11 protein-coding genes are annotated in these 15,120 nt (G+C 59.8%); 3 read left to right on the top strand and 8 right to left on the bottom strand.

Features of this window, described 5'->3' with window-relative positions:
• Together HMPREF2967_RS06005 and HMPREF2967_RS06000 are read right to left on the bottom strand one after the other, a co-directional pair.
• Nucleotides 1–3,096, bottom strand: a 3,096-nt coding sequence (locus tag HMPREF2967_RS06005) for a Rad2 family DNA repair protein (protein ID WP_158014676.1), incomplete at its 3' end; no start/stop codon positions are given.
• A 585-nt stretch (nucleotides 3,097–3,681) separates the two neighbouring features.
• The gene (locus tag HMPREF2967_RS06000; RefSeq protein WP_070685504.1) at nucleotides 3,682–4,974 is read right to left on the bottom strand and encodes an adenylosuccinate synthase; all 1,293 of its coding nucleotides are present in this window, start codon (nucleotides 4,972–4,974) and stop codon (nucleotides 3,682–3,684) included.
• 298 nt (nucleotides 4,975–5,272) lie between these two features.
• Here HMPREF2967_RS06000 and HMPREF2967_RS13550 point away from each other — a divergent pair, with 298 nt between their 5' ends.
• The 3 genes from HMPREF2967_RS13550 to HMPREF2967_RS05985 all read left to right on the top strand — a co-directional run bounded on the left by HMPREF2967_RS13550 (nucleotide 5,273) and on the right by HMPREF2967_RS05985 (nucleotide 8,600).
• Complete coding sequence (locus tag HMPREF2967_RS13550; RefSeq protein WP_118781210.1) at nucleotides 5,273–5,320, top strand: hypothetical protein; 48 nt, start codon at nucleotides 5,273–5,275, stop codon at nucleotides 5,318–5,320.
• Between the two features lie 1,045 nt (nucleotides 5,321–6,365).
• Nucleotides 6,366–7,286 (top strand): hypothetical protein, encoded by a 921-nt coding sequence (locus HMPREF2967_RS05990; RefSeq protein ID WP_070685498.1) that lies wholly within the window; start codon nucleotides 6,366–6,368, stop codon nucleotides 7,284–7,286.
• Between the two features lie 222 nt (nucleotides 7,287–7,508).
• Nucleotides 7,509–8,600, top strand: a complete 1,092-nt coding sequence (locus HMPREF2967_RS05985) for an Abi family protein (protein WP_232770696.1) — start codon at nucleotides 7,509–7,511, stop codon at nucleotides 8,598–8,600.
• Nucleotides 8,601–8,654: 54 nt separating this feature from the next.
• Here the strand turns inward: HMPREF2967_RS05985 and HMPREF2967_RS05980 are convergent, their stop codons facing one another.
• The 6 genes from HMPREF2967_RS05980 to HMPREF2967_RS05955 all read right to left on the bottom strand — a co-directional run bounded on the left by HMPREF2967_RS05980 (nucleotide 8,655) and on the right by HMPREF2967_RS05955 (nucleotide 15,091).
• Complete coding sequence (locus HMPREF2967_RS05980) at nucleotides 8,655–9,875, bottom strand: FUSC family protein (protein WP_070685495.1); 1,221 nt, start codon at nucleotides 9,873–9,875, stop codon at nucleotides 8,655–8,657.
• Between the two features lie 141 nt (nucleotides 9,876–10,016).
• Entirely contained in the window at nucleotides 10,017–11,051 is a 1,035-nt protein-coding gene (gene fbaA, locus HMPREF2967_RS05975) for a class II fructose-bisphosphate aldolase (RefSeq protein WP_070523601.1), read from the bottom strand.
• 184 nt (nucleotides 11,052–11,235) lie between these two features.
• Nucleotides 11,236–12,432, bottom strand: coding sequence for a glycoside hydrolase family 76 protein (locus HMPREF2967_RS05970; RefSeq protein ID WP_070685492.1), 1,197 nt, complete (start codon nucleotides 12,430–12,432; stop codon nucleotides 11,236–11,238).
• A gap of 62 nt (nucleotides 12,433–12,494) precedes the next feature.
• Nucleotides 12,495–13,229: a TrmH family RNA methyltransferase gene (locus HMPREF2967_RS05965; protein WP_369816019.1), complete on the bottom strand. Its 735-nt coding sequence runs from the start codon at nucleotides 13,227–13,229 to the stop codon at nucleotides 12,495–12,497.
• The gene (gene pyrE, locus HMPREF2967_RS05960; RefSeq protein ID WP_070685486.1) at nucleotides 13,162–13,707 is read right to left on the bottom strand and encodes an orotate phosphoribosyltransferase; all 546 of its coding nucleotides are present in this window, start codon (nucleotides 13,705–13,707) and stop codon (nucleotides 13,162–13,164) included. Before pyrE ends, HMPREF2967_RS05965 begins: the two co-directional genes overlap by 68 nt.
• A 109-nt stretch (nucleotides 13,708–13,816) precedes the next feature.
• Complete coding sequence (locus HMPREF2967_RS05955; RefSeq protein ID WP_232770694.1) at nucleotides 13,817–15,091, bottom strand: type III secretion system chaperone family protein; 1,275 nt, start codon at nucleotides 15,089–15,091, stop codon at nucleotides 13,817–13,819.
• Between the last annotated feature and the right edge of the window lie 29 nt (nucleotides 15,092–15,120).

Genomic DNA, 15,120 nt, shown 5'->3' with positions numbered 1-15,120 from the left:
AACCTCAACCGAGGTCTTACCCTCAGACTCACCAACAGGCTTATCATTCGCATCGTTCGGATCAGTGGGGGCAGGGTTGCCCTCAGCATCAGTGTTGTTGACCTCGTCGCCGTCGCTAACGCCGTCACCGTCGCTGTCTGCGTTGGTCGGATCGGTCGGCTGGCCGTTGTTCTTGGAACCGTCAACCTCTTCCTTATCGGTCAGACCATCACCATCAGTGTCGGCCTTCTTCGGGTCGGTGCCCTTTTCGGCTTCTTCCTTGTCCGTCAGGCCATCGCCGTCAGTATCCGCGGTTGCGTCCTTGACCACGAGCGGGAAGGTTTGCGTGCCGGTGCTCTCACCATCGGTGACTTTCACGGTGACGTTGTAGACGGCGTTGCCGTCCTCGGTCACGAGGTCAGCCGCGTCCTTGTTGTACGCAGGAGTACCCGTAATCTTGCCATTCTCATCGATGGAGATTCCCTCGGGTGCGCCGACGAGCTCATACGTGGGGTTGGACAGCGCCGCACCATCAGCTGTCTTGGCCGAGACCTGAATCGGAGTGATGGCATCATCGGACCATGCTTCCTGGCCCTTGAGCTTGTCGATGACCAAATCCTTCGGCGCCGGCTTCTCATCGCCGGCAGGAACGTTAACAACGACGGTATCGGTGTACTCAGTGCCGTCGATAGTCGCGGTAATCGGCAACTCAAAAACCTTGGCCGGCGCACCCGGCTCCTGCTTCGGAACGGTGATGGTTGCAACACCATTCTCATCGAAGGTCACCTCTGTGCCCTCAGGGGCGTTGGAGGTATCTGCCGTGAACGTGGATCCCTCAGGCAAGGTATCCACGGCCTCACCGTTGAGGGTCAGCTTCGGAGAAACCTTAGCGGTGGCGTTCTCGCCGTCCACGGCAAGGTTCTGCAGTGCTGGGTAGTCAACGCCGTAGGTCTTATCAGCCTCAGGGTCGGTTGGAGTCTCCGGCCCCGGTGCGTCCGCAGCCTCAACCTTTACGGTTGCCGGCTCGGAAGGCTTCTTACCATCCTCCGTTGCAGTAGCCGAGATCTCATCGTTTTCCTTGAGCTCTTCGTCCTCAGGAATGTCTGCAGTGAAGGTACCCGGTTTGTCCGGGTCCTCGGTTGCGGTGACTTCCTTACCGGACGGGAGGGTTACTTTCACCTCACTGCCTGCAGGAGCCGTGACAGTGACCTTGGTGTCATCAGCCTTCACTGGTTCGATGGACGGGGTCGCGGTTGCTTCAGTCGGGGCATCCTTGGTGGCCTTGAACGTACCGCCCTTGGTTCGCTCGCCATTCGGGGACTCCGCAACGAGGGTGTAATCCGTACCGTCTTGCAGTTCAAGCTTGCCGGAAGTAAATTTACCCTTCTTAATCGCGGCGACGTCATCAAGCGTTGCGACGTCAATGGCGTCTGCAGCGTCGAAAGTCGGCTTACCGTTCTCGTCTTCACTCAGCTTGTCGGTAGGAACAGCAACAATCTTCACCGGCGCCGCATCCGCATTGGTGACATCAAGCAGCGGAATATCCTCGCCCTTGGTGTCCTTATCCTGTTCGCGAGCAATCGTGCCGGACAGAGACTCAGGCTGTGGGAGAACTTGCTTAGCTTCCGGCTGTGGAGCAGCAGGGAGGAAAGACTTCGGGTCTAACGGATCGGTGTCATCGGTAAGGACCTCCACGTCATCGCGGATACCATCGCCATCCGTATCTTCGACTGACGGGTCCGTACCCAACTCACGTTCGTAGTCGTCGGTGAGGCCATCACCGTCAGAATCGGCAATGTTGAGGTAGTCGAACTTCAGCGTGTTCTTCAGCAGCGTCGGATCGGCGCCACCGTCCTGCTTATCCTCGTTCGGCAACGTCTTCGGCCACGCATCAGTGAAGTCCACGGAGATCCAGGAGGTGGTGTCGATGCGCTTGCCATACGGGGAGTTGGCAAGGTTATCAGCCCCCTCCTCAAGCTGATACTCGATGGTGTAGCTACCGGTCACATTAGCGGGGATGCCCACGATACTGTCCATGTTGGCCCACACTTCATCCTTGGTTTTGGCATCGATGCCAGGCTCGTGTGGCTTGTAGGACAGTTCGGGCCGAGTCGCGGTGGTCGCGAAACCGGTTTCCTTGTCGAAGTCCATCTTCCATTTCTTGGCACCCTTTACTGGATTGCCTTCCATGTCAGATTTGTAGACCGTGACGTCGGTGATGTGCTTTGCTACATCTGGGCTGATGTACTCATTGAGCATCCAGTTCCAATAGCTGTTTCCACCGAAGTTCCTACCCGCCATAGTGGCGGTTGTGGTGGATTTAATGACCCCGTTCCCCTGATCATACTTCAGCTGTTTCGAGATACCGTTGTGGTAAACATTCGCGCCCGTAGCTTCGAAGGTTTTCGCCGGTACGTTGGTATCAGCAGCAAGTTGCCCCTGATTCACAATGTTTACGTGCTGGACGGAGTTGTTAAAGATCCGGCCGTCCTTGCGAACCCAGTAGTAGTCAACCTGGGAACCCTCCTTCGGAAGAGCCAGATCGGTAATAGGGGTCCCGTTCTTCAGGAAGATTTGAATGTAGGACGCATATGGAACGCCCGAGGCACCTGGAAAGTTCTTGGAGTCCTCGAACTTCAGACCCCACTCGGAGCCTTGAGGATCACGCTTTACAAACGACCCCTGGTGATCACCATTCACACCCACCAGCTCGATGCGCGAAATCTCGTCGTACAGCGCCTTGTCACGGAAACGGATGAACTGACCGTTCGCATCTGTATCCCCCTCCGGGGTCTTACCGGTATTCCAAACCGATTTCCTCAAATGCGGAACCTTGAACACGTACTGCGGGTCGTTTTGCTGTGCATCCACGAACTCCGGCACAAGGCCGGCATATCGCAGGCCGTCATCCTCACCGTTGTCGTAAATTCGCCCAGTATCCGCCGGAATGTAGTTACCATCTGCATCAGTGATCTCAGCAGCAGACGCCACGGCGGCCGTCTGCGGTGCAACAACAGGATGCACAAACGGAGCAACCAGCGCAACAGAGAGCGCCGCGGCAGCAATCGTAGTGCCGCGACGGCGTACAGCAGTACGCTTGATTGCCTTCTTGTTCATATCAAGAAGTCCTTTCCTTAAGACTTGAAAGTATTGATCACGCTAGGGGTGCGCGACCGCGCAAGGGGTAAAACCAGCTTACGCAACCGAGAGCAGCTCACATTTGCCACCTTGGAAGAAGGTCAGAGGTTCCAAGGGTCGATGAACAAACCCGTCTCCAACGTTAACGCCATTCACGAATTAAAGAAACCGTACGGAACCCTGAAAATTCCATGAATACAACTTTTTGGGGACAACAAGTTGAGACACATGCTTGACCTGCCCTTATTTGGTCCGATCGCGACACGCGGTTAATATTGTTAAATATCTCACATCGTCACATCCGTAACATTTCCCCAGGAATAAACTCCTTACGGGGGTGTTTTGTCCAGCGCATGGGTAAGCGGCGTTGCCGGAGGCGGCACCAAGCAGGGCGTATTGAACGCACAAATGTAGCCATAAGAACACAAACCGCCCCGCTTCCCTATGCATGGTGCGTGCTGATGGTTGTGTGCACGATGCTGTAGGAGAAGTGGGGCGGTTATTGGCTGGCACCGTCGCCGTGAGGCGGTGCCTGAGGTTGTGCGGCTTGAACTTGTTGGCGCCTTACTGGTCTTGCATGACGTCGTGGCGCACGATGGTCTGGTCGCGGCCGGGGCCGACACCAATGTAGGAGATGCGGCAGCCGGAGAGTTCTTCCAGACGCAGGACGTAATCCTGTGCCTTCTGGGGAAGCTCCTTGAAGGTCTGGCAGCCGGTGATGTCCTCATCCCAGGCCGGCATGGTCTCAAAGATGGGCTCGGCGTGGTGGAACTCAGATTGGGTCAGAGGCATCTCGTCGTAGCGCTTGCCGTCTACGTCATAGGCCACACAGATGGGGATCTCACCAATACCGGTAAGCACGTCCAGCTTGGTCAGGAAGTAGTCCGTGAAACCGTTGACGCGAGTGGCGTAGCGAGCCACCACGGAGTCGTACCAACCGCAGCGGCGCTTGCGGCCGGTGTTGACGCCGATTTCGCCGCCGGTGGTCTGCAGGTACTCACCCCACTTGTCAAAGAGCTCAGTGGGGAAAGGACCAGCGCCCACGCGGGTGGTGTAGGCCTTGATGATGCCCAGGGAAGTCTTAATGCGCGTAGGACCAATGCCGGAGCCGACTGAAGCACCGCCGGCCGACGGGTTCGAGGAGGTCACGAAGGGGTAGGTTCCGTGGTCAACATCCAGCATGGTGGCCTGGCCGCCCTCCATGAGGACGTGCTTGCCAGCATCCAGGGCTTGGTTCAGCTCAAGTTCGGCCTCAATGACCATTGGGCGCAGGCGGTCACGGTAGCTCAGGAAGTACTCCACAACCTGCTCCGGATCGATGGCCTTGCGGTTGTACATCTTCACCAGCATCTGATTCTTAATATCCAAGGCGGACTCGACCTTCTGGCGCAGGATGGACTCATCAAAAATGTCCTGCACGCGGATGCCGATGCGCGCAACCTTGTCGGCGTAGACAGGGCCGATACCGCGGCCGGTGGTGCCGATGGCGCGCTTGCCTAAGAAGCGCTCCTGAACGCGGTCCAGGGTCTGGTGGTAGGGCGCCACGAGGTGGGCGTTGGCGGAAATCTTGAGGCGCGAGGCGTTAGCGCCGCGGGCTTCGAGGCCATCGATCTCATCGAAGAGGGCTTCCAAGTTAATGACCACGCCGTTGCCCAGGACCGGGGTGGCGTTTTCAGAGAGAATGCCGGCGGGAAGGAGCTTCAGCTCATACTTCTCGCCGCCGACCACGACGGTGTGGCCGGCATTGTTACCGCCGTTGGGCTTTACTACGTAATCGACCTTGCCGCCGAGGATGTCGGTAGCCTTGCCCTTGCCTTCATCGCCCCACTGGGCGCCGACGATGACGATCGCTGCCATATTGGTGTCACTTCCTATTTATTGAAGTCAAATACGCACCTACTTTACCCGGCATAACGGTATGGCGGTGGGTTTGTGACATGGTCATCAGGAATTGATGCGGTGTCGGCATGGGGTGGGCTAGACGTTTTCGGTGTTTTCATCGTCGGCACTGCCGCCGCCCGAGCCCTCCTCATCGAAGTAGATGGTGTCACTGGTGAACATCAACCGCGACTTGTCCGGGGTGCTGACGATGATGCCATCGTCGACAACGGCGATTTGGGCCTCGATGTCACCGATGCCGATTCGGTAGAGCCCGTTGCCCTCGATCTTTGTGCCGTTAGTTGGGATTTCATCGTCATACTGAGTGAACTCAGTACTGCCCTCTAGAGGCAGGAAGGTCACCAGGTTGAATTCCATGCCCTCCGGCATTGGGGTCTTGCCACCCTTGATGGCCCAAGTCCCGCCGTCGCCATGCGCACAGTCAATGGCGTTGTTTTCTTCAATGATGCCGCAGACCATGTTCCAGCCATCGGCGGAAATGGTGAAGAGCTCTTCACCGCGGAGGTCTTCTTCATCCTTAGCCAAATCCGCGGACTCAGTTGGTTCCGAATCCACGTCGATGAAGAAGATGTCCGAATTCACGCCATCGAAGGAGTTTTCCATGGAGGTGGCTTCGGCGCCTGGGCGCTTGTTTACTTTGCCTTTAACACCGACGATGTCACCGTCGGTCTTGGACTCATAGGTATAGCCCTCACCGTCCTCCTCCACTTCGAAGGACGTGGACGTGATGTAGAGGGCATCCTCGTCCTTGAGTTCGCCCTTGGTGAAGAAGACGGGGACTTTGACATCCTCCCCATCAAACTCGCCCTCCAACACCGCGTAGCTGAGGAACTTGCAAGCGTCGTATTCATCTTCACTAACGCTCACGTCTTCAAATTTTTCAGTCGAGCCTTTCACGTAGGCTTCTTTATTCTCGAGGATCTTGCTGAGTTCAGTGTCCTCGAGTTCTTTCTTCTCGTCGCAGTCAGCGTTGGTGCTCGAGGAGGAGGTGCTGCTCGATGTCGACGTGGCCTTCGAAGAAGTAGGCGCCGCCGAACTCGTCGCGGACTCAGCGGCAGCCTCAGTGAATGCTGGCTCCTCGACTTCCGTCAGTGCACCGCCGATGATGCTGCACGAACTCATTAGGAGCCCAGCGGTGGATACAAGTGCAAGAGTTGTCATGCGAGTGGACATGGTGCTTACCTCCGGCTGTTAGGGGCTTAAGAATTGATTGCTAAGAAGTTGGGCGTTGCCTTGGAGCCTACTGGCGCATTGTGATGTGCACTACTTTTCTGGGGAAAGCTCCACTGTCTGCACGCCGCGCATGGCGTGTTTTAGCGAAGCTCTTTCCACGCTTCTATGCTTCTTGTATGATCTGTGCGCTTGTAGACTGCGGCGGCCACTTCACCGACGCCCATACCACTGCCCTCGTTGAGGCCTCCCAGCGCGGAATACGCGTCGAGCACTTCCGCTTCGCAGAGGTTCCCAGCCGGCAGGAGTTGAAGGCTATTGACGCCCTGGCCAGTGAGATTCTCCCGGAGGATCCCACTCCTTCGCTGGATGAAATTGCCGCGCAGCCAGACGTGAGCCACCTCGGTGCGCCGGGGCCGGCGCCCCAGGCCCCGTTCCTACGTGAGCCGCTGCGCGTCGTGGTCATCGGCAGCGATGCCGCGCTAAGCGCCGTGCTGACCCGCATGATGCGGGCGGATTACCTGTGGGCCGAGGTGGGCTATGTCCCAACTGGGGAGCACTCCACCGCGGCGCTGAATTGGGGCCTGAAATTACCAGAACCGGGGCAAGTTCTCGACGAGCGAGGTGCTGCCTTGGAGGAGGCTCTCACCTTTGCCATAACCGCACCCGCCAAGCCAGTGCCGCTTATCCGCAATGATGCGGGCCTCGCCGTGGCGGGTTCGGCAACGATTGCAGAATGGTCGAACGAGGAGATCACTGGTGAGATCATCGTCGACGATGCCGTGCTACTGCGCGCGGACCGCGAGAAGGATGTCTTCGGCGCGAAGCTCGTGCCGATGACGGATGCGCCGGGCATCGTGGCGGCGAAGGCGGTGACAAGTTTTGAGGCAAACGAAGCGCCGCGCCGTGGGCTCTTCGCCCGCCTGCGCAAGCCTGCCCAGCCGGGGCAGCTCGACCCGTCCAGCGTCGTGCAGGGCCGGGCGGTGCAGGCAGGGGGACCGGCGCTCAGCGTCAGCGTCGATGGAGTCCGCGCCAAGAGGCCGGTCAAGCGCGTGACGTTCTACCGTCACCTGCGGGACCTACAGATAGTGCGGTCCTAATCCTCTTCCTCGCCTCCGAGCAACCGCACTCAACTACAGCGCCACTATCCGGGAAAACCAGCACGATTCTCGCGGCGAAGGTAAAACGAAAGGAGGATTCGGCCAGCATTACCTTTTCGGCACTAGGCTCGAAACCGAATCCTCACCGCATGCGCATTGTGCAATGCACCTAGGCGGTCTGCGGAAGACTCTACCACTCTCAGCTCCCGAAAGAACAAGCCCATGCCACTAACGCACAAAATTTCTTGGGTATCTGATGCCAGATTCGCCCCATACCTCGAAGAATGCGGCACGGCGGAAGAGGCATGGAAGCTCTATGAACTCAACGCGCAAATCGCAGCTGCGCTGTCTGAAGTAATTCATCACACAGAAGTCTTGCTTCGAAACGCTATGAGCGATTCACTTGCCGACGCTCACCCATTTGACTTCGGCTGGAACCAAGATTCTTTCGATATTTCAGCGCTATCAACGAAGCTAGCTAAGAAGTACAAGCGTCCTGTCACCAAAGACGACATCATCGCGCATCTGAACATGGGGTACTGGGCTTCACTTCTTTCCACGAAATCCGATGCCAATGAGGAAATCTGGAGAAAATACCTTCGAAACGCATTCCCAGGCCAAGGTAACAGGAAGATAGTTGCAGCCCTGTTGACAGACCTCAATATCCTTCGAAACCGGTGTGCGCATCAGGACTCACTTCTCAACGTGGATCCAACCGTAGAACTAAAGAAAATTCTTAGGCTCGCCAGTTGGATAGACCAAGATGCAAGGCTATGGCTAGAAAACCTCGAACGTGTTACCAAGCTGGCTGCTCAACGCACGCCAAAACTCAGCACCGCCATCTTGGGGCATGCCGACAATTCTCTTTTCACCTTTTATCAAAGGGTAGGTGCCGTCATCCTGGAAGCCTCTACGCCTCTTGCACAAGTGGACTACATCGGTTTCTACTTCAGCCAGAGAATCGTCGGAATCTTTCCAAAGGTCTTAGACATTGAAATCGCTTCTAGCTGGAATAAAAAGACTTCAGATGCGCTTAAGAAATCATCCGACCCCGAGGAACAACGTCTCGGGAAAATTATGAGCTACGCACTCTCTAATCCATTCGTTAAGAGCTACCCTCCAGAGAATACGTACAAGGTTTATCACCTCAGTGGGCCTAAGCATCCCTCAACTCTCACTACTGCTGAAAAGCAGGACATCGTGCACGAGGCTAGCGGTCGTGGCTCCGCATTTGTGAAAAGACCTCGGTACTTTCAAAGCAGTTCGCTATTGGCCGCCAGGGTCACTTCTGATTTACCCTCACCGAGCAAATAGCTCGAATTGCCTCCAAAATTCTCACTGCCCGAGTCTCAAGCCCTAGTCCTCTCCCTAGTCCTCTTCCCGCACCTCCGGCGGGTAGGCCGGGTGCTTCGAGGTGGGCACCAGCTGCGCCACGGCGGACTCACGCGACATGCCGCACACCATGAGCAGGTCCACGATGACGGAGCGGGTTTGGGCGAGCACAGCATAGGCGGAGAGCACTGCTTCCTCGCCGGCGACGTCCATCGAGCAGCGCGCAGCCAACTGGCGCAGGCGTTTGACTATCTCCGGAATGGCATGCGCCTCATCCACGCGGCGCTCATGCGCAGTTTGGTGGGTATAGAGGTCGGAGAGCTCCATCGTGATGTCGGCTAGCTCGTCGATAAGCTCCACTTGCTCGGCTGTGGCTTGGTCGCCGTCCTCAGCGAGCACAAGGGCGCGGCGGGACAGCACGCGGGTGCCGCGAACCACGTTATCGACGGGCGTGAGGATGCGCTCCAGCGAGCGGACGTTGCGCTGCGAGCTCCACAGGAAGGGCGAGAGCTTTGCGGTCTCCGCGCCGCCCTTGGTGGCGTTGAGCATGTTGTTGATGTCGGCCTGCGTGCCGCGCACGGCATCGCGGGCCTCCATGATGGTTTCGGGATCATTGTCCGCAAGGCCCCTGGAGACATCGGAGAGAACCGAGGCCGTAATGCCCAGGACCTTCGAGACTTCCGAACGGCCCGCCCGCAGGGGTGAGGAGGGAATCAGCACGATCATCGTGAGGCCGATGACCGCGCCGATAATGGCGTCGATGGCACGGGAGAGCCCGCCCATTTCTTCCGGCGGAAGAATGGTGGCGATAAGGATGGCGGCGATGACGATCTGGTTGCTCACCATCTGCGAACCCGTGACGAAGGAGCCGATCACCAGCGCCAGACCGATGATGATGGTCATGTGGATGGGGCCGGTCCCGAGGGCGTCGACAAGCAGCGTGCCCACCAGCACGCCCACGATGCCGCCGATGGACATGTCGACGGCGCGCTTGAGGCGGTCACTGCCCGAAAGGCCGAGGATGATGATGACGGCCATCGGGGCAAAGAAGGGCTGCTCATGGCCGAAAAAGTCATGCGCAACATAGAACGCCAAACCGGCACCGAGGGTGCTCTGAATCATGAACACCAGGCGGTTGCGGATGCGCGTGAAGCGCGACTTCAAAGATTTATCCACCAACCGCAGCTGCTCGCGGGTGGTCCTGCGGACGCGTTTGGCTCCCGGTGACGAATTCGACGATGACTCTTGCGCTTCCATGATTCCGGTATTTTACGCGTTCTGCTGATGGGGTTGGGGACGCAAAAGCCACCCCTCGAGGGCGAAGGGTGGCTTGTTGAGATGTGCTGACGCCGCTTAGAGCCTGCGGCTGGTTGGCGCCGGCGTCAGCGGGGCGTTGGTTTACTTAGAAACGGTCTTGCCCACGGAGTGCAGGTCGGTGCAGGCCTCAACCACGCGGTCAGCCATGCCCTGCTCAGCCTTCTTCATGTAGGAGCGCGGGTCGTAGACCTTCTTGTTGCCAACCTCGCCGTCGATCTTGAAGACGCCGTCGTAGTTAGCGAACATGTGGCGGGCGACCGGGTTGGTGAAGGCGTACTGGGTGTCGGTGTCCACGTTCATCTTGACAACGCCGTAGCCCAGAGCCTGCTCAATCTTCTCCTTCTCGGAGCCGGAGCCGCCGTGGAAGACGAAGTCGAAGGGCTGGGAGCCTTCTTCCAGGCCGAGCTTCTTCACGACGGTCTTCTGGCCCTCATCCAGGACCTCCGGGCGCAGCTTCACGTTGCCCGGCTTGTAGACGCCGTGGACGTTGCCGAAGGTAGCGGCCAGCAGGTAGCGGCCCTTCTCGCCGGTGCCGAGGGCATCGACGGTCTTCTCGAAGTCCTCCGGGGAGGTGTAGAGGTTTGCGCCAGCCTTGGCCTGAACACCGTCCTCTTCACCGCCGACGACGCCAATCTCAACCTCGAGGATGATGTTGGCGTTGTGGGCCTTCTCGAGGAGCTCCTGGGCAATCACGAGGTTCTCATCGATCGGGATAGCGGAGCCATCCCACATGTGGGACTGGAAGAGCGGAAGCTCGCCGCGGTCAACGCGCTCCTGGGAGAAGGCGATCAGCGGGCGCACGTACTCATCCAGGACTTCCTTCTGGCAGTGGTCAGTGTGCAGCGCAACGTTAATGCCGTAGTGCTTTGCAGCCTCGTGAGCGAAGGCAGCCAGTGCCTTGGCGCCGGCAACCTTGTTCTTCACGGACAGGCCGGAACCGAACTCGGCGCCGCCGGTGGAGAACTGGATGATGCCGTCGGACTCAGCCTCGGCGAAGCCGCGGAGTGCGGCGTTGATGGTTTCGGAGGAGGTGCAGTTAATTGCCGGGAATGCGAAGCCGCCCTTCTTGGCGGTATCCAGCATCTGGTTATAAACCTCAGGGGTTGCAATAGGCATGAAATTCCATCCTTTGGAGTTGCTGTGCAGTAAGCCGTGCCGTCTCACATCCAGCGAAACAACACGTTCCAACATCCAAGTATGCCTATTATTGTGGTTTTCCGCCGCGAGAAGCGGTGTGACCTCACTTAAACCCCGGCTCCCACAGGCTCAAACAGCCCTTTGAGCTGGGCATATTCTGCCGTCAGGCGGATTCTGACTTGTACTTCACAATTCGGGTGCAGGCTTCCAACAACATCCAACCGGACAATTGAACGGACAAATCGCGCTCGGCCACGCGGATAATGCCCACCTTTTGGCCCAAGGAGGAAGGCCCAAAACCGTAATTGTGGGGCAGCTTCGCATCCGCGGTCCAGTCGGAGCCGAAAATGGGCAAGCCGTCCACTTCTAGGCGGTGTTCCCAGACGGATTCCGCCGAGGCCGTCACCAGCCGTGCGGCCAGCTTCTTCGTTGCGCGGTTAGCCGGGGAATCACCCGGCAGGCGCACCGCCACGTCAGCCAGGTAGCGGGCCAGGATGCCTTTGAAGAGGCCGCCGTCGCCGTCGCCAGTCTGCCAATCAATGACACCCGTATACGTTGCCATTCCCGTCGCCACCGCCTGGACGAGGCCGCGGATCCGGGTGGTGTAATCCATCATGTCCGCGGCGAGCTCGGCCTCATGAATGGTGTCGATGTCCTCCACGGAGCGCAGGCCCGTCTGCTTCCGCAGCGCCAGCACAATCTCCAAGCAAGCACCGAGCACCACGCCCTGGCAGTAGGGGTGAATGTTGCGGACGACTTCCTGCCCATCCATGCGCATGCGGATGCCGTCCATGACGAAGCCATCGTCATCGATCAGGTGGTCGTAGATCCAATCCACGATGTGGCGGGCCTCATCCACGCGCCCCATGCGGGCGAGCATGATAGCGCCCGGCCCGTTGGAGGGAACGTTGAGGAAGGTCTCGCCTTCGCGCCACGGCAGCACGCCCACTTGGGAATCGATGCCATCGCGGATGTTGTGCTGCAGGGCGCCCAGCTTCTTGTAGGGGCGCTGCTTCTTCAGCTCACCGGCACGGGAAATAGCCAGGGCCATCCAGGCCTTGTCGTCGTAGTAACGGTTCTTCGTCAGCGCGCGGAGGTTGCGCACGTGGATGCCGCGGATGGTATCGGAAATGCGCGCGCGGCGGGCCTTGGTGTTCTTGCGCAAGGCGGCGTCGACAAGACAGTCCAAATAGTGCGCCTGCCACCAATAATGCCAGTGCACAAAGAGCGATTCCTTGGTGGTGGGCGGCCAACTCACCACGGCAAGGTTGGTACGGGGCAAGCCCCACACGGCTTGCGCGTGGCGCTCATTGATGGCTGTCTCCGCGAGGTCAGCGCGGTGGGACCATTTCTCTAACACTGTTGTCTCATCATTCTTAAATGTGAATTCGTTACCTAGATGTAAACACAGTGCGCGGGATCTCACCAAGCTTTTGATAAATCGGCGTGCTGTCGAATCCATGCATGCATGGCGATGCCTGCGGCCACGCCCGCGTTGATGGAGCGAGTCGAACCAAATTGCGCGATGGAACAGGTCATCAGCGCCGCATCTTGTGCCTCCGGGCTCACCCCCGGCCCCTCCTGTCCGAAGAGGAGCAGGCAGCGCTCGGGCAACTCCGCGGTCTCCAGTGGAACGCACCCGGGGGTGTTATCGATGGCCACGACGGTTAAGCCTTGGTCGGCAGCCCAGGCCATCAGATCGCTGACGTTCGCGTGGTGCATGAGGTGCTGGTACCTGTCGGTCACCATGGCGCCGCGCCGGTTCCAGCGGCGCCGGCCCACGATGTGGACGGTGTCGACGGCAAAGGCGTTGGCGGTGCGCACCACGGTGCCAATGTTGGAATCGTTCTCGAAGTTCTCGATGGCGATGTGCAGGGCATGCCGGCGCTTATCGATGTCCTCCCGGATCGCCTCGCGCGTCCAGTAACGGTAGGCGTCGACGACGTTGCGACGATCCCCTTCCGCGAGCAGCTCGGGATCGTATTTCTCCGCCTCCGGGCCCTGCGGGAGCGAGCCCTCCCAGGGGCCGACGCCGTGGCGGCCCTCATTCCATTCGGTAGGGCCCTTGGCTTCCGCTTCGTCCTCGGGCTTAGGCAAGGTCGAGGTCCTCAAGGCCCAGCAGGTAGCGGTACTCCAAGCCCTCGGCGGCGATGGCATCGCCAGCACCGGTGTTGCGATCCACCACGGTGGCCACGCCGACGACCTCAGCGCCTGCCTTGCGTAGTGCCTTCACCGCGGTCAGTGGGGAGTTGCCGGTCGTGGTGGTGTCCTCGACGACGAGCACCTTCTGGCCCTCAACGTTAAAGCCCTCGATCTGGCGCTGCATGCCGTGCTTCTTGGCTTCCTTGCGGACGACGAAGGCATCGATATCGCGGCCGTCGGCGTGCATGATGGCCAACCCGACCGGGTCCGCGCCCATGGTCAGACCGCCGGCGGCGGCGTAGTCCCAGTCGGCGGTGAGCTCACGCAGCAGCGCGCCGATAAGCCGCGAGGCCTCGTGCTGCAGGGTGGCGCGGCGCAGGTCCACGTAGTAATCGGCCTCCTTGCCGGAGGACAGCGTGACTTTGCCGTGGACGACGGCCAGCTCCTTCACCAGCTTTGCTAGGCGTTGCTTCTTCTGCTGATCCAGGCTCATCGCTCGCTCCTTAAAGTCTGTGGCTTTATAGCCTTGAAAAATCCGCCCTGTAGTTTACCCTCTTGCCGCACGCTTGCCCGCGACTAGTGCTGGTGCCGGGCTGGCAGGCCTAGTCGAAAATGGAGGAGCCGCCGTCGAAACGGCGTGGGAGGCGGGCCTGGTTATTTTCGGGGGCGGGGTGTTCGTGGCCGTCGGCAATCGCGTCCACCTCGTCCGCACCCAAGCTGGAATGGTCGATGGTGCCGCGGGCCTCGCTGGTGGTGCGGCTCGGCATGACCACCGGTTCGGTGGGGCGCTGGATGGTCGGGGTATCGAGGGAATCATCACGATCCGGAACTGCCGTGGGCCCGGTCGGCTCCGGTTGCGGGGGCTCCGGGATATCGCGGCTCGGGTCGAGCTCATCAACGCGCAGCACTTGGGCAGCCTCGGAGCGCGGTGGGAGCACGCGGGCGGAATCGGCGAGCGTGGCCAGCGGCTCGAGCAGCGCTTCCCACTCTGCGCTGCGCGCCTGCCGAGTGGTCTGGGCAAGCGCCCACTCCCCCTCCATCCACACGGCGGTCACCGCGGCGGGAAGGCGCCTCAGCGCGTCAGTGACGCGGGCATCGATGAGGCGCTGTCCCACGCCGGCGTCGGTGGCGAAGACCTCGAAGCCTTCCTCCTCACGCACGTACACCAGATCCTCAGAATGGTTCTCCGCTTCCTCGCCTGCTCGGCGGAAATCCACCACGATGTCGGAGGCCGCGCCGGTGCGCATGGCCATGACGGGGATTGAGCCCATGTCGAAGAGCAGCGTCTCATGGCCGCGGACGCTTCCGGCGACGATATCCCGGGGTTCCTGGCCGCAGGCGGCTGCGCCGCGGGTCCACTCATCGGCCAGGTAGGAATCGTGCTTGATGTATTCCCAGCCGCGCTGCTGGCCGAAAGCCTTGCGCTCGCGGCGGGCGCTGCCCGGCACGAGGTACCTGGCGCGCTCTGCGCGCTCGGCAAAGCTGTGCGCTGGTGCCGGTTCATTGCTTGCTTCTACGGCCGGCTCTGCCTCAGGCTCTGGGGCAGGCTCCGGCTCGGATGCGATGACGGGCTCTACTGTGGGCTCGGGTTCTTCGGCGAGCACAGGTTCGGCCTCGGGCTCTGGGGAGGCCTCTGCGGTTGCTTCGGGCTCAGCGGGTTCAGGCTCGGCGGCTTCAGGGACCACGGCATCGGCTGCGCCGTCGGCAGAATCGGTGGCAATAACGTCGGCAGAGGCGCCGGTATCGGTGTCGGTAACGGCGTCGGTTGCTGCGTCACCGGCGGAGTGCGCGGCGCGCTGGCGCTGATCCAACCAGAGCACGATCACACCGGCCGCGAGCGCGAGGGCGGCGAGGGATAAGAGTACGAAAGGCATCATTGACCGACTCTAATCGCCCGGCGCGCCCG

The sequence above is a fragment of the Corynebacterium sp. HMSC059E07 genome, from assembly GCF_001814395.1.
In the GTDB taxonomy this organism is placed as follows: Bacteria; Actinomycetota; Actinomycetes; order Mycobacteriales; family Mycobacteriaceae; genus Corynebacterium; species Corynebacterium hesseae.
The sequence above is the reverse complement of the archived record's forward strand: the minus strand, read 5'-3'. Positions and strand labels throughout refer to the sequence as shown.